At 35.2% G+C, this 22,746-nt stretch carries 22 protein-coding genes, 1 tRNA gene and 1 pseudogene; 9 read left to right on the top strand and 15 right to left on the bottom strand.

From position 1 onward, the window contains the following. Positions 1-12 precede the first annotated feature (12 nt). The 8 genes from nusA to A9G42_RS11500 all read right to left on the bottom strand — a co-directional run bounded on the left by nusA (position 13) and on the right by A9G42_RS11500 (position 9,055). Positions 13-1,488 carry a transcription termination factor NusA gene (gene nusA / locus A9G42_RS11535; RefSeq protein ID WP_065566720.1) on the bottom strand — a complete coding sequence of 492 codons (1,476 nt, stop codon included), beginning with the start codon at positions 1,486-1,488 and terminating at the stop codon, positions 13-15. Positions 1,489-1,504: 16 nt separating this feature from the next. Next, positions 1,505-1,966 (bottom strand): ribosome maturation factor RimP, encoded by a 462-nt coding sequence (gene rimP, locus A9G42_RS11530; RefSeq protein WP_065587885.1) that lies wholly within the window; start codon positions 1,964-1,966, stop codon positions 1,505-1,507. A 192-nt stretch (positions 1,967-2,158) separates the two neighbouring features. After that, a tRNA-Met gene (locus A9G42_RS11525) sits at positions 2,159-2,235 on the bottom strand. A gap of 201 nt (positions 2,236-2,436) precedes the next feature. Further along, positions 2,437-3,249: a tryptophan synthase subunit alpha gene (gene trpA, locus A9G42_RS11520; RefSeq protein WP_065653495.1), complete on the bottom strand. Its 813-nt coding sequence runs from the start codon at positions 3,247-3,249 to the stop codon at positions 2,437-2,439. Beyond that, positions 3,246-4,439: a tryptophan synthase subunit beta gene (gene trpB / locus A9G42_RS11515; RefSeq protein WP_065580621.1), complete on the bottom strand. Its 1,194-nt coding sequence runs from the start codon at positions 4,437-4,439 to the stop codon at positions 3,246-3,248. Before trpB ends, trpA begins: the two co-directional genes overlap by 4 nt. Before the next feature lie 24 nt (positions 4,440-4,463). Beyond that, a complete protein-coding gene (gene trpCF / locus A9G42_RS11510; protein ID WP_065653494.1) occupies positions 4,464-5,846 on the bottom strand; it encodes a bifunctional indole-3-glycerol-phosphate synthase TrpC/phosphoribosylanthranilate isomerase TrpF in 1,383 nt (460 codons plus the stop codon). 15 nt (positions 5,847-5,861) lie between these two features. Next, on the bottom strand, positions 5,862-7,493 hold the full coding sequence (trpD, locus tag A9G42_RS11505; protein WP_065653493.1) for a bifunctional anthranilate synthase glutamate amidotransferase component TrpG/anthranilate phosphoribosyltransferase TrpD: 1,632 nt from the start codon (positions 7,491-7,493) through the stop codon (positions 5,862-5,864). Further along, complete coding sequence (locus A9G42_RS11500; RefSeq protein ID WP_065653492.1) at positions 7,493-9,055, bottom strand: anthranilate synthase component 1; 1,563 nt, start codon at positions 9,053-9,055, stop codon at positions 7,493-7,495. The genes trpD and A9G42_RS11500 overlap by 1 nt, the downstream gene beginning before the upstream one ends. A gap of 610 nt (positions 9,056-9,665) precedes the next feature. Between A9G42_RS11500 and A9G42_RS11495 the strand changes: the two genes are divergently transcribed. Both A9G42_RS11495 and A9G42_RS11490 read left to right on the top strand, forming a co-directional pair. Continuing rightward, the gene (locus A9G42_RS11495) at positions 9,666-10,574 is read left to right on the top strand and encodes an SPFH domain-containing protein (protein ID WP_065588097.1); all 909 of its coding nucleotides are present in this window, start codon (positions 9,666-9,668) and stop codon (positions 10,572-10,574) included. Between the two features lie 105 nt (positions 10,575-10,679). Beyond that, positions 10,680-11,147 carry an NfeD family protein gene (locus tag A9G42_RS11490; RefSeq protein ID WP_218837812.1) on the top strand — a complete coding sequence of 156 codons (468 nt, stop codon included), beginning with the start codon at positions 10,680-10,682 and terminating at the stop codon, positions 11,145-11,147. 57 nt (positions 11,148-11,204) lie between these two features. On the opposite strand, the gene yqfB is transcribed toward A9G42_RS11490, so the two are convergent. From yqfB to dapD, 6 genes and pseudogenes are all read right to left on the bottom strand, one after another. Continuing rightward, entirely contained in the window at positions 11,205-11,513 is a 309-nt protein-coding gene (yqfB, locus tag A9G42_RS11485) for a N(4)-acetylcytidine aminohydrolase (protein ID WP_065653491.1), read from the bottom strand. 270 nt (positions 11,514-11,783) lie between these two features. Beyond that, positions 11,784-11,975: a hypothetical protein gene (locus A9G42_RS11480; protein ID WP_065653490.1), complete on the bottom strand. Its 192-nt coding sequence runs from the start codon at positions 11,973-11,975 to the stop codon at positions 11,784-11,786. Between the two features lie 269 nt (positions 11,976-12,244). Next, positions 12,245-12,427, bottom strand: a pseudogene (locus A9G42_RS14870) (hypothetical protein); the annotation flags it as partial. A gap of 62 nt (positions 12,428-12,489) precedes the next feature. Next, positions 12,490-14,763 (bottom strand): beta-glucosidase BglX, encoded by a 2,274-nt coding sequence (gene bglX, locus A9G42_RS11475; protein WP_082212171.1) that lies wholly within the window; start codon positions 14,761-14,763, stop codon positions 12,490-12,492. Between the two features lie 236 nt (positions 14,764-14,999). After that, complete coding sequence (locus A9G42_RS11470) at positions 15,000-15,491, bottom strand: YajQ family cyclic di-GMP-binding protein (protein ID WP_065653489.1); 492 nt, start codon at positions 15,489-15,491, stop codon at positions 15,000-15,002. A gap of 103 nt (positions 15,492-15,594) precedes the next feature. Next, the gene (gene dapD / locus A9G42_RS11465) at positions 15,595-16,419 is read right to left on the bottom strand and encodes a 2,3,4,5-tetrahydropyridine-2,6-dicarboxylate N-succinyltransferase (RefSeq protein WP_065581936.1); all 825 of its coding nucleotides are present in this window, start codon (positions 16,417-16,419) and stop codon (positions 15,595-15,597) included. Between the two features lie 335 nt (positions 16,420-16,754). On the opposite strand from dapD, the gene A9G42_RS11460 reads away from it, so the two are divergent. From A9G42_RS11460 to A9G42_RS11445, 4 genes are read left to right on the top strand one after another with little or no spacing between them, the layout of a single operon-like run. Continuing rightward, positions 16,755-17,231, top strand: a complete 477-nt coding sequence (locus A9G42_RS11460) for a prepilin-type N-terminal cleavage/methylation domain-containing protein (protein WP_065581935.1) — start codon at positions 16,755-16,757, stop codon at positions 17,229-17,231. Next, entirely contained in the window at positions 17,225-17,788 is a 564-nt protein-coding gene (locus A9G42_RS11455) for a prepilin peptidase-dependent protein (protein WP_065581934.1), read from the top strand. Before A9G42_RS11460 ends, A9G42_RS11455 begins: the two co-directional genes overlap by 7 nt. After that, on the top strand, positions 17,772-18,206 hold the full coding sequence (locus tag A9G42_RS11450) for a DUF2509 family protein (RefSeq protein WP_065588045.1): 435 nt from the start codon (positions 17,772-17,774) through the stop codon (positions 18,204-18,206). Before A9G42_RS11455 ends, A9G42_RS11450 begins: the two co-directional genes overlap by 17 nt. Then, positions 18,199-18,528, top strand: coding sequence for a prepilin-type N-terminal cleavage/methylation domain-containing protein (locus A9G42_RS11445; RefSeq protein WP_065653488.1), 330 nt, complete (start codon positions 18,199-18,201; stop codon positions 18,526-18,528). Before A9G42_RS11450 ends, A9G42_RS11445 begins: the two co-directional genes overlap by 8 nt. A gap of 21 nt (positions 18,529-18,549) precedes the next feature. Here the strand turns inward: A9G42_RS11445 and A9G42_RS11440 are convergent, their stop codons facing one another. Next, positions 18,550-19,299: an alpha/beta fold hydrolase gene (locus tag A9G42_RS11440; RefSeq protein ID WP_065653487.1), complete on the bottom strand. Its 750-nt coding sequence runs from the start codon at positions 19,297-19,299 to the stop codon at positions 18,550-18,552. 136 nt (positions 19,300-19,435) lie between these two features. On the opposite strand from A9G42_RS11440, the gene A9G42_RS11435 reads away from it, so the two are divergent. From A9G42_RS11435 to A9G42_RS11420, 3 genes are all read left to right on the top strand, one after another. After that, positions 19,436-21,379, top strand: a complete 1,944-nt coding sequence (locus tag A9G42_RS11435) for an exoribonuclease II (RefSeq protein WP_065653486.1) — start codon at positions 19,436-19,438, stop codon at positions 21,377-21,379. 203 nt (positions 21,380-21,582) lie between these two features. After that, positions 21,583-21,822: a YecH family metal-binding protein gene (locus A9G42_RS11425; RefSeq protein ID WP_065653484.1), complete on the top strand. Its 240-nt coding sequence runs from the start codon at positions 21,583-21,585 to the stop codon at positions 21,820-21,822. A 209-nt stretch (positions 21,823-22,031) separates the two neighbouring features. Then, positions 22,032-22,697, top strand: coding sequence for a hypothetical protein (locus A9G42_RS11420; protein WP_065653483.1), 666 nt, complete (start codon positions 22,032-22,034; stop codon positions 22,695-22,697). The last annotated feature ends 49 nt before the right edge of the window (positions 22,698-22,746 follow it).

Below are 22,746 nucleotides of genomic sequence, written 5' to 3'. Positions count from 1 at the left end.
ACTTTCCCTCAATTATTCATCTGCAAACCAACAAATATTACGTGCAGCCATAATAAAATCGCCAGCTTGTTCGCTTGTTAAGCCTTCAATATCATTTAGATCATCAGTACCTTGTTCTGCTAAATCTTCCAAAGTAATGATGTCATGTTGCGCTAGTTGATAGGCTAATTCTTGTGTCATACCTGGCAATTCAAGTAAATCTTGCGCAGGCTGTTTATCACCACTATTTGCTAGAGCCATTGTTGTCAATGCGTCTTTCGCTCGGCTTCTCAATGCTTGAACTAAATCTTCATCCAATTCATCAATTTCAAGCAACTCGTCAACTGGCACATAGGCAAGCTCTTCGAGCGAAGTAAAGCCCTCTTCAACTAATAACTGTGCAAGCCCTTCATCAATATCAAGATGTTTAATTAAATTATTGATTGCAGCAAAAGATTCTGCATGGTGTTTTTCTTGCAAATCTTCAGTAGTCATCACATTTAGTGTCCAACCAGTAAGCTGAGAAGCTAAACGAATATTTTGACCATTTCGGCCAATAGCCTGCGGTAAAGTTTCGGCATTGACTGCTACATCCATGGTGTGCTTATCTTCATCAACAACAATCGAAACAACATCGGCAGGTGCCATGGCGTTAATTACGTATTGTGCTGGATTATCATCCCATAAAACAATATCAATACGCTCACCACCAAATTCATTCGAAACAGCTTGAACTCGTGCACCGCGCATTCCCACACAAGCACCAACAGGGTCAATGCGGCGGTCATTACTACTCACCGCAATTTTAGCGCGAGAACCAGGATCACGAGCCACGCCTTTAATGTCAATCATTTCTTCACCAATTTCTGGTACTTCAATACGGAATAGCTCTTCCATCATCTCTGGATTTGAACGACTAACGCAAAGTTGTGCGGGTTTATTGTTTTGCTCAATTAAATATAAAATACCACGTACACGGTCACCGATTCGGAAGTTTTCGCGCGGTAACATATCATGACGCGACATCATAGCATCTGCATTATTGCCTAAGTCTAGGATCACACTGTCGCGATTGGTTTTTTTGACAATACCAGTCACAATATCACCAATACGATTTCTAAACATGTCAATTACCATGGCACGTTCAGCTTCACGTACTTTTTGCACAATAACTTGTTTCGCTGTTTGTGTGGTAATACGGTCAAAAGCTACCGATTCAATTTGCTCTTCAACATAATCACCCAATTTGACAGATGCATCTTCATATTGTGCTGCATCCAATGTCATTTCTTTAGTTGGTTGCGTAACTTCATTAACCACAAGCCAACGGCGGAAAGTATCGTAATCACCTGTTTTATGATCAATTTTTACTATAACATCAATATCAACAGCGTGCTTTTTTTTAGTGGCCGTTGCTAATGCGGTTTCTAATGCTTCAAAAATTTTGTCACGCGTAAGCGCTTTCTCATTTGATACCGCTTCAACAACAGCTAAAATTTCTTTATTCATCCTTTACACCCGTACTCTATTTAAGGTTAAAATTAGGTACTATATTCGCTTTTTGAATGTTACTAAAAGCAAACACTTCATCATTATCATCCACAGTTAATGTAATCATCTCATTATCAATAGACTTAATTCGCCCTTTCCACTTACGCCGGTTAGCAACAGCAATACGTAAACTAATTGCGACTTCTTGACCAACAAAACGTTGATAATGTTCTATCGTAAACAAAGGTCTATCCATGCCAGGCGATGAAACTTCAAGATTATAAGCATCTTTTATAGGGTCTTCGACATCAAGCACTGAACTAATTTGTCGGCTAACATCAGCGCAATTATCAACAGTTATACCATTTTCACTATCAATATAAACACGTAACACAGGATAACGGCCACGAATGTATTCAACACCAACTAATTCAAAGCCTAGTGCATTCACAGGTTCTTGAATGATATCGGTCAATTGCTGTTCTATATTAGCCAAACAAACCTCCACTGCAGAAAATAAAAAAAGGGCATAAAGCCCAACATTCTTTTTAAACTTACGCTCAAATCTCAACACGCAAAAAAACCTCGACATGCGAGGCTTACATTTAAAAACTAACTATTAATGAAGCCACTTTATTTTAACTTCCAAACAATAACAGAATAGATGGTTTATGAATGAAAATTCAAGTGGTTGCGGGGGCTGGATTTGAACCAACGACCTTCGGGTTATGAGCCCGACGAGCTACCAAGCTGCTCCACCCCGCGATAGATGAATGACAATTATACCGTATTTTGAATAAAATGCAACTTAAAATCCTATTAATTTTATTAAATATGCTTGAAGTTATCAAACAGAATTACTGGTTACTTTAGATGTGGGTATCAATAAATTCAAGCATAACAATAAAATGAATATTGGCGCAATAACCGTTTTTTCAAGTCTATTATTGCGACCATTACTTATTACTATAATGACTGACTAGTTGCCTTTTTCATTGTTTGAACAAAATGCGCTAACTGGCTAAGCATTTGTTCAGGATTATCAAGATTTTTCTCAATAATTTTAACCGTTGCCGAACCACTAATGGCTCCTGCCGCACCTGATTTAATCGCTTCGCTAACTTGATCTGGTTCGGAAATACCAAACCCTTGGATAGCAGGAGGAGCACCAAACTCCGTCAATTTTTTTAATAAATGAGTAAGGGGTTTATTAGCACGATTTTCCGTACCTGTAACTCCAGCACGTGAGACTAAATAGGTATAACCTTTACCATGCTTAGCAATATTTTTAATGACTTCATCATTAGCATTAGGTGGACAAATAAAAATTGGCGCTATATTGTATTTTTCGGCCGCCACTGTAAATTCTTTTGCATATTCAACAGGTAAATCGGCAATCAATACCGAATCAATTCCCGCTTTGGTGCACTTGGCATAAAAATTGTCGATACCATTTTTGAAAACTAAATTAGCATAAATAAGTAACCCTATTGGAATATTAGCGTAATGTGCTCTAACATTACCTAAAATCTCAAAACACTTTTCAACGGTTATTCCTCTTTTAAATGCACGTATATTGGCATTTTGAATCGTTGGCCCATCAGCCATTGGATCTGAAAATGGGATGCCTAATTCTAAAGCATCAGCGCCTGATTCAATCAAGGTTTGGATGATTTTAAAAGACAGTTCTGGCGTTGGATCACCAACAGATACAAAAGGAACAAAAGCACCTCTTTTTTCGGCTGTCAATGTTGCAAACAGTTTTTGATAACGGCTCATTCAACTTCTCCTTTTGCTTTTAAAATGTCATAAACGGTAAAGATATCTTTATCGCCACGGCCTGATAAGTTCACAATCAATAATTGTTCTTTGTTTGGGTTTTCTTTGATCATTTTAATAGCATAGGCCAAAGCATGAGATGACTCTAATGCTGGGATAATACCTTCACTACGTGATAAAGCCTTAAAAGCGTCTAATGCTTCATCATCAGTAATTGAAACGTAATCTGCTCGACCAATGCTATCTAAGTAAGCATGCTGAGGACCAACTGATGGAAAATCTAATCCAGCTGATATTGAGTAGGATTCTTCAATCTGTCCTTCATCAGTCTGCATCATAGGTGATTTCATACCAAAGTAGATGCCAAGCTTACCATGTTTTAACGAAGCACCATGTTCACCACTTTCAATACCATGTCCGCCAGGTTCAACACCAATTAATCTGACCGTTTTTTCTTCAATAAAATTAGCAAACATACCAATTGCATTTGAACCACCACCAACGCAAGCAATTACTGCATCAGGTAGGCGCCCTTCTTTTTCAAGGATTTGTTGTTTAGCTTCACGGCTGATCATCTGTTGAAATTCACGTACAATTGTTGGGAAAGGATGCGGACCCGCTGCCGTACCAAGCATATAATGGGCTTTTTCATAACTTCCAGACCAATCACGCAATGCTTCGTTACAGGCATCTTTTAAGGTTGCAGATCCTGTTTCAACGGGAATTACTGTTGCGCCCATCAATCGCATTCTAAATACGTTAGGTGCTTGGCGTTTAACATCTTTTGCACCCATATAAATTCGGCATTTTAAACCAAGTAGTGCGCAGGCTAAAGCCGAAGCAACACCATGTTGCCCAGCACCTGTTTCGGCAATAATTTCAGTTTTCCCCATTCTTTTAGCTAGTAACGCTTGTCCTAAAACTTGATTAGTTTTGTGGGCACCGCCATGCACTAAATCTTCTCGTTTTAAATAAAGTTTGGTTTTCGTGCCAGCCGTTAAATTTTTACATAGCGTTAATGCCGTTGGCCTACCGGCATAGTTAACTAATAAATCGTTAAATTCTTTTTGGAAGCTAGGATCATTGATTGCAGAAACAAAAGCATCTTCAAGTTGTTCAAGTACTGGCACTAATATTTGGGGAACATATTGCCCACCAAATTCACCAAAATAAGGATTTAATTTAGACATGACCATTTCCTTTTAAATAAAAAATTAAATTTGTTCAAATGCAGCTTGTATTTTCTGTTTATCTTTTATTCCGGGCAAAGCTTCAACGCCTGAGTTAAGATCAACACCAATGACACCCGTTGCTATAGCTGATTTTATATTTTGTGGGTTAATGCCACCAGCTAGGATGACATTACTTAAATTATGATCAGTAAGTATAGACCAATCAAAATGTTTGCCCGTACCACCAGCTCCATTATCAAATATGTAACGAGAAACTAATGAATTACTATATTTGGGCATAACATCACCAATACTCAATGCTTTCCATATTTGGCAATCTTTTGGTAACTGGTGACGTAATTTTTGTATATAATTGTCATTTTCATCGCCATGCAGTTGAACTGCATATAGAGATAGTTGTTTTGCTATTTGGCACACAATTTCGATCTCTTCATTTTGAAAGACCCCTACCCAATTAAGTGGTGCTCCTGCAATCACTGTTCGAGCTTTAACTGGTTGTATATAACGAGCAGAATTTGGAACAAAAATCAAACCGCCATAGACCGCGCCCGCTTGATAAGCACTTACAGCATCTTCGGCACGGGTTAAGCCACAGACTTTATTTTCACCTAGCGTCACTTTACGAATTGCTAGTTCTAAATTAGGTTCAGACATCAATGCACTGCCGATTAAAAAGCCATTAGCGTAAGTACTGAGATCTTTAACCTGATTGTGAGTATAAATGCCCGATTCACTAATAATTATGCGATTATCAGGAATGGATTTAGATAACACTTTTACCCGATTTAGATCAACCGTCAGATCCCTTAAATTACGATTATTAATGCCGATTACTTTAGCACCAAGTTGAATTGCACGCTCGACTTCATCTTCAGTACTAGCTTCAGTTAATATCCCCATGTTAAATTGATGAGCAATATGGCTTAAATGCTGATATTCATCATCAGTCAATACCGATAGCATTAATAATATCGCATCGGCTTGATAATAACGCGCTAAATAGATTTGGTATTCGTCGATAATAAAGTCCTTACAAAGCACTGGCTGTGCGACTTGATTACGGACTAACGGCAAAAATTCAAAGCTACCTTGGAAATATTTTTCGTCAGTCAGTACCGATATTGCCGAAGCGTAATTTTTATACACTCTAGCGATATGGATTGGATCAAAATCATTTCGAATCAATCCCTTTGATGGTGATGCTTTTTTACACTCTAAAATAAACACGTTTTTGCGTTGGCTTAGTGCCTGATAAAAATCACGATCACTTGGCATTACCATTGATTTAAATGTATCAAGTGGTTTTATAGCTTGTTGTTTAACGAGCCATATCTGTTTATCTTTGATGATCTTTTTTAATACTGTTGCCATTTCAACATCTTTTGCTAAAGCTGAAATTGTCATGTTATTCTCCACTTGTTATCTTGCGGCTAATTGTTGTAATAGCAAATAAGCTTTACCGCTATGCATCATTTCGATTGCTCGCTGAGCATTTTGTTTTAAATCTGAATCGCCAAACAAACTCATTAACATCGCGACATTAGCGGCAATTGCCGATTCATGTGCGGGTTTACCATGACCTTGTAAAATAGCAATTAACATATCACGATTCTGCTCAGGTGTCCCACCTTCAATATCTTTTAAGGTAAATGTCGGCAATCCAAAATCATCTGGAGTCAGCGTAAAATAGCCAATTTGACCATCCTTAACTTCGGCCACTTGAGTTTCACCATGAATAGCAACTTCGTCCATACCCGCACCATGCACCACATATGCATGTTGGTAGTTAAGCATTTTTAATGTTTCAGCAATCGGTTTAATCAAATCTGGATGGTATACGCCTAATAAAATCCGTTTTGGACGAGATGGATTAATCAACGGCCCTAACACATTAAAAATAGTCCGAGTTTTTAACTGCTGACGAACTGACGCTGCATGACGAAAACCTGAATGATATTGCTGAGCAAACAAGAAGCATACGCCAAGATCGTCTAATGCCTGCCGAGATGCTTGTGCAGACATATTTAATTTAATACCCAAAGCGGAAAGCACATCTGAAGAGCCTGATTTGCTTGATACACCACGATTACCATGCTTAGCCACTTTATAACCTAATGCAGCTGCCACAAAAGCACTTGCCGTTGAGATATTAATACTATTAGTACCATCACCACCAGTACCAACAATGTCGGTAAAATCATAATCTGGCACATCAAAAACATCTGCATTTTCAAGCAAAGCCTGCGCTGCACCGGCAATTTCATCAGGTGTTTCACCACGCACTTTCATACTAATAATTGCGGTGGCTAATACTGTTGGTTCAATCTTACCTTGAATAATTAAATTGAATAATATTTTACTTTCTTCTTGAGTGAGCAATTGCCCTAAATATAATTTATTTAGCACAGGTTGAATATTGTATTCTTGCTTATCAACTATAGCTTTTTGTTGCAACTTTCCTTTTGTCTCTGATGAATTAAGCGCCCACTCAATAGTTTGTTCTAGTAATTTTCCCCCTTGAATAGTTAAAATCGATTCAGGGTGAAACTGAAAACCACAAACCCGATCTTCATCATTACGCACCGCCATGACAATATTATTGAAAATTGCATTAATAGTCAGAGTCTTTGGGATATTTTCGCCTTTTAAAGAGTGATAACGCGCAACAGGTAGTGGATTTGGTAATCCTGTAAACATGGCTTGCTCATCATGCTCAATTTGTGAAGCTTTGCCATGTAAAATATCACCTGCTGGAACAATTGTTCCCCCATAAGATTCAACAATAGCTTGGTGTCCAAGACAAATACCTATAATAGGCAATTTACCTTTTAAACGTTTAAGCAATTCAGGCATACAACCTGCTTCGCTCGGCGTACCAGGTCCAGGAGATAACATTAAAATAGGATGTTGCATGTGTGATAATTTTTCAATAATGACATCAGCAGGAATGGTATTACGATAAATAGTCACACAATGTTGGCTATTTCGCAATTGATCAACTAAGTTATAAGTAAACGAATCAATATTATCAATAAATAAAATATTAGCCATTACAATACACCCTCTACATTATGTGCTGCCATGATAGCTTGAATTACAGCTCGTGCTTTGTTGCGCGATTCATCGGATTCTAACTGTGGTTCGGAATCTAATACCACACCACTACCTGCTTGAACTGTCGCAATACCATCTTCGACATAAGCACTACGAATCACAATACAGGTATCAAGATCGCCATGAGCAGTAAAATAACCAACCGCCCCACCGTAGCTACCCCGTTTAACTTTTTCAGATTCAGCAATTAATTGCATAGCACGCACTTTTGGCGCACCAGTTAATGTCCCCATATTCATAGTCGCTTGGTAAGCATAAAGTGCATCTAAATCATTACGTAACTGACCAACTACCCGTGAAACTAAATGCATCACAAATGAATAACGATCTACTTTTAATAAGTCTTTGGTATAACGCGTGCCTGGCTGGCAAATGCGAGCTAAATCATTACGTGCTAAATCCACTAGCATTAAGTGTTCTGCAAGCTCTTTTTTATCAGTGCGCATTTCAAGCTCTAAACGGCTATCTAAATCGTGATCAATTTCGCCGTTTATGGTTAATCCTCGTGGGCGTGTGCCAGCAATCGGATAGATTTCAACTTGATTTGTTGCTTTAGTATATTTAAGTGCGCTTTCTGGTGATGCACCAAATAAGACAAAATCTTGATCTTGCATATAAAACATATAAGGGCTTGGGTTATGGATTTTTAATACCTGATAAGCAGATAACGGCTCAGGACAAGGTAGTGAAAAACGCCGTGAAGGTACAGCTTGAAAGATTTCCCCCTGCTGAATAGCATCTTGCATCTTTTTCACCATCGTGTTGAAATCATCATCACTTTTATTACAAGTCACATTAATATTAGCAAACGATTTTGTATAAATGGGCTTCATTGGTTGATTTAACGTTGCTTGTAGGTCAGCTAATCTTAATGTCAACCGTTCAATTTCTAGTGCATCAGACGTAAAGGCTGTTGATTTTAAAATTGACACATGATCTTGATGATTTATTTCTAATAGTGTTTCAGCTAAATAAAAACAGAAATCTTGGCAACGTTGCTCACTCGGCAAAATGGGAAGCTGTTCAAAACTAGCGACAAGATCATAACAAAATAGGCCGCCAACAAAAATTGCATCTTGCCCATATTGTTCGGTATTATCTACAATAGTTAATAAGGTTCTTAATACATCAAAGACGGATAATGACTTTAATCTTGAATCTTCATCTTGCATATTGTTGATAGTAGGAAATACCAATTTAAGCGTTTGTTCATTCAGTTGGATATTATCTAACTTATCTAAAAAGTTCTTTTGTAATAAAGGTAATAGTTTTTCGCCATTTGTAGTCAAAGCCTTAACAGTTACTTCATTGTTAATTGCCGAAATACGTAAGGCACTATCAACAATCATGACACTTTTAATTCCTTGCTTATTATCTATTTCAGCAGATTCAAGCAACAATGTTGCAGGTCTACTATCACATAATTGATAAAACACTTGGGTTGGATTTTGATAATAATCAATCGTTTTGGTGATCTGAGTTAGTGCGTGCTTGTTCATTGTTGTCTCTCTATTTATGTTTAATTTTAATTCATATCGATTTTTTCTTTGCTTAAAACGAAAAAACCCGCCTAGTGCGGGTTTTGTAAATTAAGACAATACTTCACTACATTACCCACAAAAAGTAATGCACCACCAACCAAAGCTAGCGACTTGACAAAAGTGAGTAAAGAAATATTGACGTTTCATTATATTATCTGTTTAAAGTAAATTTTGTACTATTAAACTAGTTCATTGATTCAATGTCAAGTAAATAATAACATATAAAAACTTATCACTTCATAATTAATAAACGCGATAAAAATAAAGATTCAATTATTCTTCAATTTTTTGATCAAAACGATAATATCCCATATCTCTTTTAACATAAGCGTCTCACACTTGACTCAAGGATAGCCTTCTTTAATTTCTTGTTCTAAATTACTTTGCTTATTCCATGGTAAATTTTGAGATTTAACATTTTGTAACTTATCAACGCATGAATTATAGGTATTAACAAATTCGAACAATCATAAATTTCATTATAAAAATCAATTATAACTAGTCAAATAATAAAATAATGCTTAGAATAACTAGTCATATTTAATGATAAATATAAGGAAATTAAACTATGCCAGTATTTTATATCGCCATCTGTATTATTGTTTTACTTGCTTTAATCACCGTTTTGAAAGGCATTACTATTGTTCCTCAAGGTTATCAATATACTATTGAGCGTTTTGGTAAATATACACATACACTTGAACCAGGTTTAAACATCATTATCCCTTTTATGGATGGTGTTGGTCGTAAAATTAATATGATGGAACAAGTTCTTGATATTCCATCACAAGAAGTGATATCGAAAGATAACGCCAATGTACAAATTGATGCTGTGTGTTTTATTCAAGTGCAAGAAGCAGCAAGGGCAGCATATCAAGTTAATCAATTAGAACGTGCTGTGATTAATTTAATGATGACCAATATTCGTACCGTTTTAGGTAGTATGGAATTAGATGAAATGTTATCCCAACGTGATCACATTAATTCTAAGTTACTAAATATTGTTGATGATGCAACAAGTCCTTGGGGAATAAAAATCACGCGTATCGAAATTCGAGATGTTCGTCCACCGGCAGAACTCATTGCGGCGATGAACGCACAAATGAAGGCTGAACGTAATAAACGTGCGGAAATTCTTGAAGCGGAAGGTATTCGTCAAGCAGCAATTTTACGCTCAGAAGGTGAAAAACAATCTGAAATTTTAAAAGCTGAAGGTGAAAAACAATCAGCCTTTTTACAAGCCGAAGCGCGTGAACGTGCTGCCGAAGCTGAAGCTAGAGCAACTCAAATGGTATCAGATGCCATTGCAGCAGGTAATATAAATGCCATTAACTACTTTGTCGCACAAAAATATACTGAAGCGCTACAACAAATTGGTTCAGCTGATAACAGTAAAGTTATTATGGTGCCTCTTGATGCGTCAAGTTTAATGGGCAGTATTGGTGGTATTGCTGAATTGCTTAAAAATACGAAATAGAAATCGAACTTTATACTTAAACACAATATTTCCTAAAACTTTTTGATAAAAGTCATGGATTATATGTTTGAGTTTTTTAACTTAATCGATTTTGAAGGTAGCGTAATGACTGATTTTTTTATGGTTTTTTATAATTCACCTCATTGGGTGTTTATCGCTTTAGGTGGTACTTTACTGATTGCTGAATTAATTGGTACAAGTGGGTATGGGCTTTGGGCTGGGTGTGCAGCCATAATTGTTGGTTTAATTGCTTGGGCATTACCACTTTCTTGGTCAACTTTATGGATCTTATTCGCAATTCTAACTGTGATATCTGCTTATCTTTGGTGGTTTTGGCTTCGAAGGAATGGACAAGGTAAATCCAGCAAAAGTGAAATCAATCAGCCTCAACAAGATTTAATTGGTATAAAAACTATTGTCACTGTCCCTATTATTAATGGTTCGGGAAGAGTAAAAATCAAAGATGGGACTTGGCCAGCCAAGTGTAATCAAGATCTTAACGCGGGCCAGTATGTTGAGGTTATTTCTGTTGATGGTTTAACTTTATATGTGCAACCCTTAAATAGATCATGACATTAGATTGTTTTTATCAAAAATAAAAATACGCGTTCAAACGCGTATTTTTTATGATCATAAAAGAGAAAAACGAATTACAAAAAAATGTCTTTCATCTGGGTAAATATCTAAAATCACCTTTTTTAAATCACTCAATGTCATATTCTCTTGTTTTGCATGTTCTTCAGTTAATTGTTCAAGAGTGATTGGTGTAACACTCACTATTTTTATGGTACAAAAGTATTCATTAGTTTCAAAAGTACCAACACGTAGCTCATCACCAACTTTAAAGTGTGATTCACTCCTATCGCGAATAGTAATAATTTTTAAACCAGCCAAAATATCAGACTTAAAGCGTTGGTAAAAAGTAATATCATTTTGCATAGTAATTCTCCTTGTAGTTAGTCATTCTACAGTTACTCTCCTTATTTACGCTAGGTGTAATTTGAATTTTATTTAATAAATTATTTGCAAATTTAAAACAGTATCGACTTGAGAATATCTTTTACAAAAAAGATATTCTAAAAAGGTTTATGGGATTTTTAGTTTTATCATAAAGAATTTTCTATTTTTTGCAGTCCTATTTTGAGGGCGGCTAAACTAGGATGCTATCATGAATAGCATCCTACCAATACTTAGTGTGACATTGACATTTTAATGCACTTTCGGAATTGGTACATAAGCGATTTTTTTATCAGTCCTTTGCTTATTATTGCGTACTTTCAGCACGGTTTTAACATCAAAGAAGATAATATCGTACACAACGAATAAGAATAAAATACTTAAACCAGCATGAGTATAATGATTAATAATATGATGCACATTATCGATTAGTTGTACTGTCAAACTTCTACCTTCTACAATACGGCAATTATATTCCTCCGCTAAATAAAAGAATCTTTCTAGTTGAGGATCCGAATTGAATAGTCTCAATACTAGTGCCCAAGTGGTACAAATTAACAACCAGATAACTGGAATGGTAGTTACCCTGATATTAGGTTAGGATTATTGATAAAATCAGCTTGCCCTTTTTCATCAGAAATAATGCAATAATCCGCTAATCAATCCAATCAAAATTGTAGACAGTATACAAACCTCAGCGGTAATTTCTCCTAAATATGTAAGCCAAAATAGCTACTCATCATAATACCAAACAACGAAAAAATGCAGTAACAGACTAATTTATGAGGCAAATGAACAGCCACTTGCATAATAGGGGGAATAATTGGTGTTTTACTAAGTTAATAAGCAATCACCAAAAACACAATTTGTTGAAGAAGTGTAGGACAAGATCGAATTCAAACACAATACTGACCACAGAAATAAAAACGTCGACAGATGTCGACGAAAAATTAAAAATTTATTTATCAAGCAAAGTGAAAGTTTGCTTATTTTGTGTTGTAGAGTCACTACCAATAAACACATTAAATTTACCTGGCTCTGCAACGTATTGCATTTTGTCATTCCAGAATTTTAACATGTCATATTTAATAGTAAATTTTACTTTACCTTTTTCATGTGGTTTTAAGGTGATATTTTCAAAACCCATCAACTCTTTAACAGGGCGACTAACTGAAGCTGTAACATCTTGCAAGTAAAGTTGAACTGTTTGCATACCTTCCTTATCCCCAATATTTTCAACATTGACTGTAACAACAATTTCACCCTCTTTGTCCATTTCAGAGCTAGATAAAGAAAAATCCATCGCAAAGTCGGTATAACTTAAACCAAAACCAAATGGAAATAATGGCTCGTTTGGACTATCAAAATACGAAGTTGTATATTTCCCCATATTTTCGGTTCCACGTGGACGGCCAGTATTTAAATGGCTGTAATAAACAGGTATCTGCCCTACATTATTAGGAAAAGACATCGGCAGCTTACCAGAAGGGTTATGCTGACCAAATAATACATCAGCAATAGCATTACCCCCCTCAGTTCCTAAAAACCAAGTTTCAAGCATTGCATCAGCTTGAGCATATTCTTCAGTTAATGTTAATGGGCGGCCATTCATTAATACAATAACCAATGGTTTTCCAGTTTCTTTTAATGCTTTGAGCAATCGTTTTTGGCTTGCTTGTAAAGATAGATCTGTTCGACTTGATGATTCATGAGCCATGCCTTCGGCTTCGCCAACAAAGGCAATAACAACATCAGATTTCTTCGCTATATTAACAGCTTCGGCAATGATTTTATCCGCTGGCCTATCATCAAATTTAGTGTTTTCTCCATATAAATTTAAAAAACGATATAAATTTACATCATCAGAAAGATTAGCACCAAATGCGTAGCTAACTGATTTTGGGTTCTTAACTGTGTTTTTGATGCCTTCTAATGGTGTTACCGCCAAATTAGTACGCCCAGCACCCGACCAACTACCTAAAATATCTCGTTTTGAATTAGCTAATGGACCTATTACCGCAATTTTCTTATTTCTGGCTAGCGGTAAGATCTTATTCTCATTTTTTAATAGCACAATGCTACGACGAGCCACATCTCGCGCTTCTTCACGATGTAGGCGGTTATTTGAAAACATTGTCTCGATATCTAATTTTGGATCTAAATAGCGATTAGGATCACTAAATAGCCCCATATCATATTTAAGCTCAAGAACTCGGCGGCAAGCTTGATTTAATTGATCTTCGGTAATAGCCCCTTCTTTCACTAATTCAGGCAAAAATTGTAAGAAATATTCATCATTCATACTCATATCAATACCAGCTTTAATCGCAACGCGAACCGCATCTTTCGCATCGCTAGCCACACCATGGTTAATTAGCTCCCGAATAGCGCCATGATCACTAACCACAACACCATCAAAATGCCATTGATTGCGCAACACTTCGGTCAATAACCAATGGTTAGCTGTTGCAGGAATACCATTAACACTGACCAGAGAAACCATGACTGCACGGCTACCAGCATCAATTGCTGCTTTATAAGGGACAAGATATTCTTGGAACATTTTTCGTTCACTCATATCTGTGCTGTTATATTCACGCCCACCTTCAACTGCACCATAAAGCGCAAAATGTTTTACAGCCGTTGCAAGCGATTTTTTATCAGCAAGCGACTGTTTTTGCATTCTCTCAACAAAAATACGCCCCGCTTCGGATGTTAAATAAGGATCTTCGCCAAAACCTTCTGACACACGCCCCCATCTTGGATCGCGAGTAATATCAACCATTGGAGCCCAAGTGATGTTCAATCCATCGGCCGTGGCTTCTTCAGCAGATATTTCTGCCACTTTAGCTATTACACTACGATCCCAACTTGATGCAATACCTAAATTAATAGGGAATATGGTTCGGTGCCCATGAATGACATCAAACCCAAAAAATAGCGGGATTTTATTCGGAGATTTTAAAGCTCGTTCTTGCATTTGCGACAGATCAGGCTCGACAATGGTATTAAAAATACCACCAACTTCACCCACTTCAATGTTATCAAGCACTTTATCTAAAGTTAAATCGCCCCCAACACTAATCAAACGTAATTGGCCTGCTTTCTCTTGAATCGTCATTTTCGATAATAAATTATCAATAAAAACTTTCTTTGCTTCGCTATTGAGCTCTTGTGCAGATAGATATCCAGAAAAGATAAGAGAAAGTAAAAATAGAGCTAATTTTTTCATCATAATAAATATTGTTATAATTAAGAGGGTAGACAAGTAGATAGCATAACGTATTCATAAAAAAAAATCTTGCTCTTTACGCTACTTACATTAGTGTTTAAGAAATCATTTTTGTGATTACCTAATAATTCCATGCTCAAACATAGCTTTTCCTAGAAATTTTTTACCAAAATAAATTGTAATGTTTAAAGGACAATATTGTCGACATTTGCCGACAATATGAATTCAATAAAAGGTTAGTCTCTAAAATTAGTAAACTGAAACGGTTGACCAAATTCGCCATTTTTAACTAACGCCATAGTAGCTTGTAAATCATCACGCGATTTACCAGTAACGCGAACCTGTTCGCCTTGAACTTGAGCTTGTACTTTAATTTTGCTATCTTTGATTGCTTTTACAATCTTTTTAGCTAACTCTTTATCAATACCCTGTTTTAGTTTAACTGTAACGCTATAGAGCTTGCCGCTATGCTCCATTTCTTCAGGGATTTCAAGCGATCCACCATCAATACCTCGCTTAGCTAATTTGTCGCGTAAAATATCAAGTAATTGTTGTACTTGGAAATCTGATTGGCTTGTAACTTTGATCGTTTCATTTTTTTCATTTAATTCAAACGATGCTTCAACATTTTTAAAATCCCAACGGGTCGTTAGCTCACGGGTCGCATTTTCAACCCCATTTTTAACTTCTGGCATTTGGATTTCTGACACAATATCAAAAGAAGGCATAAATTCTCCTCTTCTAATGGTTAGGATTCTCAATTAAACCACTAATTGTAAATAAAATCATTGTCGCCTAATAATTTAGGCGGCTTCAACATGTAAACGTAAATTAATCAATAGTACGAAGTAACTCATTAATGCCCACTTTACCTAAAGTTTTAGCATCTACTTTTTTCACAATAACCGCACAATAAAGGCTATACTTGCCATCTTTGGTTGGTAAGTTACCAGAAACAACGACAGAACCTGCTGGCACTCGCCCATAATGTACTTCACCGGTTGCTCTATCGTAAATTTTAGTGCTTTGACCAATAAATACACCCATTGAAATGACACTGCCTTCTTCGACAATCACACCTTCCACGATTTCACTACGAGCACCAATAAAACAATTATCTTCAATGATCGTTGGATTAGCTTGTAACGGCTCTAAAACACCACCAATACCGACACCACCTGATAAATGAACATTTTTACCAATTTGCGCACATGAGCCAACAGTTACCCATGTATCAACCATTGTACCTTCATCAACGTATGCGCCGATATTAACATAAGAAGGCATTAATACAGTATTACGCGCAACATATGCCCCTTTACGTGCAATTGCGGACGGAACAACACGGAACCCTTCTTGTTGGAATCTTGCTTCGTCATACTCAGCAAATTTTAATGGAACTTTGTCATAATAGTTAGTCGGACCACCATCAATCAGTTGGTTTTCATTGATTCGGAAAGAGAGCAAAACTGCTTTTTTTAACCATTGGTGAGTAACCCAATCCCCATTAATCTTTTCGGCCACACGCATCTTACCGCTATCTAATAAATGGATACATTGGTTAATTGCATCGCGTGTTACTACATCTACATTAGATGGTGTTACTTCAGCACGACGTTCAAATGCTGCTTCAATAATAGTTTGTAATTGTTGCATCTCTCGTTTCCTTTAACGTTTAAGTCCGTTAGCAAATAATAAATGGATAAACAGTATAATATAATCCGCTTTGCTTTTTAAGTGGTTTAAGCAGATCACTAAATTCAGCACATTCTCTATCATTTTTTATAATTATCATTTGCGTAAAAAACTAAAACTCCACTATAAATAAAGCCAATAATATCGCTAGTATTCTTGATAAAACCTTATTCAACCTTTTTTATTAAAAATCGTAATTTATTTGGATAGTGGATCACAAATTCAGATCTTTAAATAACTAGTTATTTTATTCAAATATATGCTCGAACTCTCACAATATTTACAAAAGACATACTATGCATGATTTGGGATTCTCATTATTAGAATTGTTAATAACTGTTTGTATCAGTGCTATTTTAGCCTCTATCGGTATTGAGCATTGGAAAGAACAACAACTGCAAAATGAATTAGCATCTACAACTAAGCAATTGGCCTATTTTATATACGAAGCACAAATAAAAGCATCAAGTAAAAACGAAAACTATATTATTCATCAATTTTCATCACCTTGGTGTATCTCAATTACCAAGGCTGACAAACCACCTACATGCAGTGAAGGCATACTTTATTTTGTCAAGCCCAATAATTCTGTTCAAATTAGTGAGCTATCAAACAATAAAAGTGCTTTTATTCTAGGGCGTCGCAACATGGCACAAACCATGTCTTTTCAATTAAAAAATAAAATAGGTACCAGTAGAATTTTTGTTTCTTTGCTTGGGCGCATTCGATTTTGTGCGGAAAACTGTTATATAGCTAGTTTACCACCATGTTAAAAGTATCTGGATATTCCTTGCTAGAAATGCTCATTGGTTTGGTACTATCAAGTTTAATAGTTATTGGCATGACTGCTTTTTACATCAAATTGCAAACAAACATCATGCAATATTATCAAAAAATTCGCTTACAACAAGCCATCGATTTTGGGTTAGCTGGTTTGAAAAAAGATATAAAAAGAGCGGGTTTTATTGCTAATGATCCAAAAAAAATGACAGATAAAGCTATTGAAATTAAGGAACGGGCAAAATGTATTATCCTTCGATATGATAGCGAAATTCGAAATTCTTGGGTTTGGAACAGAGCCAACCCAACAAAGTCAGATGTCTTTACTTATCGCTATAAAGAAAACAACATAGCCTATAGAACAGGATCGTTAGATTGTTTTGGAAGTAAATGGGAAAACTTATTCGATTCAAATGAAATCAAAATAACCCACTTTGCAATAAGGCAATTACCAAATGCTATTAGTTTATCAATCAATGCTGAATTAAGAAAAAACAAACAGATTAAATACTATGTAACTGAAATTATCAAAAATGAAAACCTATTTTAGAAAAAATTCTCCATCATCTGGATTTAGCACTATTTTAATGATGATGATGTTAATGACTGTGGGATTGGGGGGATTAATTGGTTTTAATTTACTTATAACCTCATGGCAAAAAACAATCTTGATAGAAATTAAATACTATCAAAAATTTAATCATTCCAGTTCATCTTTAACTTGGGCAATAAGCCAAAATTGGCAACCACCTAAAGCCAATTGGCAATGTATGACTGAACCAACTTATCACTTAAAAGCATGCATAAAACAATCTTTATTAAAAATAGATGATTACGTATTAATAAGAGGCGAGGCCGATGACTTTTTTTTGTATGCACTTGCACATTTTGACAATAATCGATTGATTGTGGAAAAAGGACATTGGCTCGATTATTGCCCAGAAAAAAAGGCTATTTATTGTGAATAATAAAAATATAACTGGCTTTAGTCTAATTGAAGTAATGATAGCAACATTACTATTTTCAATGATCATGCTTGGTTTTATCAATTATCAACAAACATTGTTCAACAAACATCGTTATTTTGCCAACAACTTACGTGCTAATAAAATTGCTTTTCAGCTACTTGATAGCTATCCTTATACTATCAGCCAAATAATCCCTTCTGGTTGGCAATATAACATCAACACTCAAATATATAATGCTCAATGTAAAATGGTTTTTATAACGATTAAAACATCCAATAAGCAAACCATCCAACAGCAACGCCTTTTTTGTAATTCACCTTAATATTTATAGGCTTCATGCCATTTAATTCCCTAACCAGCTATGTAAAATTTTCAGTACTTGCTGTGTTTTTTCAGCATGAACATTGTGACCTGCACCTTCAATCAACTCAATTTTTGAATCTGGAAATTGCGAAAAAATGGCTGGGTAAAATTCATCAATAATGTAAGAAGAATTGCCACCACGAATAAATAGCGTGGGTTTTAACCAAGGTGGTATTGTTTGCCAATCACAAATATGACCATACTGATCATTAATTGCTTGAATATTAAATGACCATTTTTCATTTTTAAAAGATTTTAATAAAAAAAGTATGGTTGGCATGTTAATACTTGCTTGTTCCATTAAATTCATGATCTGTTTTTTATCGGTAATATGATTTTTGAGACAATAAACTAATACTCTTAAAATAGCAGCATTAGCTGAGCGGTGATACTTTATCGGCGCAATATCAATTGCAACAATTTTTTGGATAGTATCTGATATCACTTGTGACAGTTGCAAAGCAACTTTGCCGCCCATAGAGTGACCAATTAATATCACATCATTTAAGCGTAAATCATGACAAAGCTCGGCAACATCTTCAGCCATAGCTTGATAACTTATCTGATCAGACCAAGGTGAATTTCCATGATTACGTAAATCAACTTGAATTGTTTGATAATGTTGCACAAAATCTTTTGCTAGCATATTCAAATTATCTAAACTGCCAAAAACGCCATGCAAAAACACTATCGGCTGCCCATCACCCTGTAATTTGTAATTTAATTTCATAGACTAATTTAATCGATTATTTCAAGTGGCATTATTATACGTCTATTTTCAGCGCTATTACCGATTAATTCAATAACCAAAACTTGCATAACTATGATAGAATTTAACCCAAATTTTTTAAATAGTGTTAAGGCATATGTTTCAAAATAACCCTCTACTGGCACAATTAAAGCAAGAGCTTCATGAACAAACCCCACGTGTTGAAGGCATTGTTCGAGCACATGAAAAAGGATTTGGTTTTTTAGATGTAGATAATAAAAAAAGCTATTTCATCCCTGTTGCTAAAATGAAAAAAGTTTGTAATGGCGATAAGGTTTCTGGGGCTGTAATCAGTAATAACGGTAAAGAAACTTTTGAACCTGAATTTCTAATCGAGAGTGCATTACAAAAATTTATTGGCAAAATAGGCTTTCAAGATCGTGCAATGGTTATTTATCCTGAAAATATGCCCGCTAATTTTGCCATTCGTTGTAAAGTACACAATCAAGTTAGCGAAAAGCTAAAAGAAAATGATTGGGTTGTTGCAATGCTCACTTCTCACCCGTTACAAGAAAAAAGTAACCATTTTTTTGCTGAAATTACTCGTTTTGTTGCTGACAGTAATTCTCCTTACCAACTTTGGCTAAAAACATTAGCTCGTTATGATTTAGAAACGATCCCGCCACACACCGAAGTATTAGGAATTAACGATGCAGAGCTTAATAATCGCCAAGATTTAACTGATGTTAATTTTTTCACTATTGATAGCGAAGATACCGAAGATATGGATGATGCAATTACGGTTTCTAAAAATGAACATGACCATTATCAACTTATGGTTGCTATTGCTGACCCCACCGCTTATATATTACAAGATAGCGAATTGGATAATATTGCCAAAATCAGGAATTTTACAACTTATTTGCCAGATTTTAATATTCCCATGCTACCCAAAGAGCTTGCTAATGAGCTATGTTCATTAAAAGCGAATCAAAAACGACCTGCTATGATATGCAAAATAAATATTGACCAAGCAGGCGATATTATTACCGATGACATCACCTTTATGCCGGCTTGGGTTGAGTCAAAAGCTAAACTAACTTATCGTAATGTTTCCGATTTTCTAGAAAATAGTAGTGAATTAGCAAATAATAACCCTAATATTAAAAAACAACTTAGCTGGTTAGCTGACTTAGCTAATATTCGCACAGTATGGCGGCAAACTCATGCACTCGTTTTTAAAGATAATGGCGATTATCGTTTTGCTCTAAATGAAAACCGCCAAGTTAAATCAATCATTAAAGAAACTCGTCGAATTGCCAATCATATCGTTGAGGAAGTCATGATTCTGGCAAATCAAGCTTTAACATTACAATTACAAAATAAAATTGGTTTTGGAGTTTTTAATATTCATTCGGGTTTTGATAATAAATATATCGAACAAGTGCTAAATTTTCTCAACGATAATGGGATTACTGAATTTGATAAAGAATCTCTATTATCTTTTGATGGCTACGTAAAGTTGCGTCGGATGATCGACAACATCCCATTTTTAGCCACAAGGCTTCGCAAGTTTCAAAGCCCTGCAGATTTTTCAATTGAGCCAAAGCCTCATTTTGGTTTAGGATTCGATGCTTATGCAACATGGACATCCCCAATACGTAAATATGGCGACATGATCAACCATCGGCTAATCAAAGCATATATTCGCTTACAAGAACTAATTCCACCAGATAAAGAACAACTAAAAACCATGAATGAAAGGCGAAAGATGTTACGCTTTGCTGAGCGTGATATGGCTGAAAACCTTTATGCTCAATACTTATCAGATAAAATTGGCGAAAGTTACACAGCTGAAATTATTGATATCAATCGTGGTGGAGCTCGAGTTCGTTTATGTGATATAGGCGCTTTTGCATTTGTACCGCTTTCAATGATTCATTCAGTCAAGGAAGAAATCACTGCCCTACCCGATGAAGGAATAATCAAAATCGAAAATAAAGTTGGCTACAAACTTGCTGATATTATCTCAGTTGTAATTCACCAAGTTAAAAGCGAAAATCAATCAATTATTGTAAAATTAGCTAATAATAAAGAGTAAAATAAGATTATTCTCGATTGAATATTTTGCCTCATTTGTATTAGTTACGCCCCTGATATAAATCGGGGGGAAGCAATAAATAAAATTGACAATATTTTTAATATCTAACCACTTTTTTTTACTCATAATATTTGCTATCTTTCGCCATTCTAAATGGCGAATATTATACATTAAATAAACAACAATTTGCAGAGGAGGTTTTAATGTCAATTCACGGGCATGAAGTATTGCATATGATGGAAGGAAACAATTACACAGAATCTTCCTTATTTAGTGCTATCAAAAATAAGTTTGGTGAAAACGCCGTATTTCACACCAGCTCTAAATCTAACATGAATGCCGAGCAACTTATTGCTTTTCTAAAAGCGAAGGGTAAATTTAAGCCTTCTGTTGCTCATAAATCTGAATTTACCGTCGATAATAAAAAAATATGCAAACATTAGGAAGAAGTAATTATATCTAATGTAGGCTTTTTATAAATTTAATTTAATCTACTGGTATTATTTAAAAAAATAAGAGTATATAATTTCTGGCTATATTAATAATTGTTATAAGTGATTTTTGTTATAAAAATGTAACTAAATGAGTAATACTGTTGCTCCCTTTGAAACTAACCGAAATAACTAAAAAATATGCTCATGGAATTTGTTAAATGAAAGTAAGTAAAATCCTTATATGCGCCACTATTTCTATTCTTGCCGCAGGTTGTGCAAAAAAAAATTTGCCTACAAAAAATAGCGAGGCAATTTCAAAGACAGAGCAGTTATCTTTATTAAAACAGCAAACAGAAGCTAATGACCCTTATGTCGTTGATGCTAAAACTCAATTGCTCCAAATTATTGGCGATAAAAATTTCGACAACTATGTTATTAAACGTGGTATTTTAAATTGTAAAAGTGACAATACCCCATCATCTTGTGTATTAAGTTTTTATCTGAACGAAAATTATAAGTTAAAATATGATATGCAACTTAAAAAAGTAGTTGAAGAAAATCAAGCTGAACATAATATTGAATTAAGCAAAATAAAAGCAACCGAAAACAATATTAAAAATTATTGCCAGTATTCAGCTGATTTTGTTACTGCAATTTATACCAAAGATACCACTAAAATAAAGCAATACTTTCAGCCACAATTCAAAATGTCTGAACAAGATATCTTATCCTTACAAACAAAGATTGCCAAAGATAACTATTCTCGTTTCCTGATCGATGAAAATCCTAGCATTCTTCAAGAGATCAAAGTAGATTATGTTGAAAAATGCTTGAGTGATCCCCACAAAAATATTATCAATTACTTCAATATTTTTAGACAATAATGCGAGTCTGTATGTACAACTTATTACCCAATACTCCTTTTAGTAAAAA

The organism is Gilliamella sp. Nev6-6 (assembly GCF_001690605.1).
Taxonomy (GTDB): Bacteria; Pseudomonadota; Gammaproteobacteria; order Enterobacterales; family Orbaceae; genus Gilliamella; species Gilliamella apicola_C.
This window is presented reverse-complemented; position numbering and strand designations above follow the sequence as displayed.

What these genes read in the sequence shown, in the direction of transcription:
- bglX (WP_082212171.1), bottom strand. Translation starts at nt 14,763, where the DNA reads ATGAAAAAATTAGCTCTATTTTTACTTTCTCTTATCTTTTCTGGATAT.
- trpCF (WP_065653494.1), bottom strand. Translation starts at nt 5,846, where the DNA reads ATGACAATTTCAGCTTTAGCAAAAGATGTTGAAATGGCAACAGTATTA.
- A9G42_RS11420 (WP_065653483.1), top strand. Translation starts at nt 22,032, where the DNA reads ATGAAAGTAAGTAAAATCCTTATATGCGCCACTATTTCTATTCTTGCC.
- nusA (WP_065566720.1), bottom strand. Translation starts at nt 1,488, where the DNA reads ATGAATAAAGAAATTTTAGCTGTTGTTGAAGCGGTATCAAATGAGAAA.
- A9G42_RS11425 (WP_065653484.1), top strand. Translation starts at nt 21,583, where the DNA reads ATGTCAATTCACGGGCATGAAGTATTGCATATGATGGAAGGAAACAAT.
- dapD (WP_065581936.1), bottom strand. Translation starts at nt 16,419, where the DNA reads ATGCAACAATTACAAACTATTATTGAAGCAGCATTTGAACGTCGTGCT.
- A9G42_RS11470 (WP_065653489.1), bottom strand. Translation starts at nt 15,491, where the DNA reads ATGCCTTCTTTTGATATTGTGTCAGAAATCCAAATGCCAGAAGTTAAA.
- trpB (WP_065580621.1), bottom strand. Translation starts at nt 4,439, where the DNA reads ATGTCTAAATTAAATCCTTATTTTGGTGAATTTGGTGGGCAATATGTT.
- A9G42_RS11435 (WP_065653486.1), top strand. Translation starts at nt 19,436, where the DNA reads ATGTTTCAAAATAACCCTCTACTGGCACAATTAAAGCAAGAGCTTCAT.
- trpA (WP_065653495.1), bottom strand. Translation starts at nt 3,249, where the DNA reads ATGAGCCGTTATCAAAAACTGTTTGCAACATTGACAGCCGAAAAAAGA.
- yqfB (WP_065653491.1), bottom strand. Translation starts at nt 11,513, where the DNA reads ATGCAAAATGATATTACTTTTTACCAACGCTTTAAGTCTGATATTTTG.
- A9G42_RS11455 (WP_065581934.1), top strand. Translation starts at nt 17,225, where the DNA reads ATGTTAAAAGTATCTGGATATTCCTTGCTAGAAATGCTCATTGGTTTG.
- A9G42_RS11495 (WP_065588097.1), top strand. Translation starts at nt 9,666, where the DNA reads ATGCCAGTATTTTATATCGCCATCTGTATTATTGTTTTACTTGCTTTA.
- A9G42_RS11500 (WP_065653492.1), bottom strand. Translation starts at nt 9,055, where the DNA reads ATGAACAAGCACGCACTAACTCAGATCACCAAAACGATTGATTATTAT.
- A9G42_RS11450 (WP_065588045.1), top strand. Translation starts at nt 17,772, where the DNA reads ATGAAAACCTATTTTAGAAAAAATTCTCCATCATCTGGATTTAGCACT.
- trpD (WP_065653493.1), bottom strand. Translation starts at nt 7,493, where the DNA reads ATGGCTAATATTTTATTTATTGATAATATTGATTCGTTTACTTATAAC.
- A9G42_RS11440 (WP_065653487.1), bottom strand. Translation starts at nt 19,299, where the DNA reads ATGAAATTAAATTACAAATTACAGGGTGATGGGCAGCCGATAGTGTTT.
- A9G42_RS11460 (WP_065581935.1), top strand. Translation starts at nt 16,755, where the DNA reads ATGCATGATTTGGGATTCTCATTATTAGAATTGTTAATAACTGTTTGT.
- A9G42_RS11490 (WP_218837812.1), top strand. Translation starts at nt 10,680, where the DNA reads ATGACTGATTTTTTTATGGTTTTTTATAATTCACCTCATTGGGTGTTT.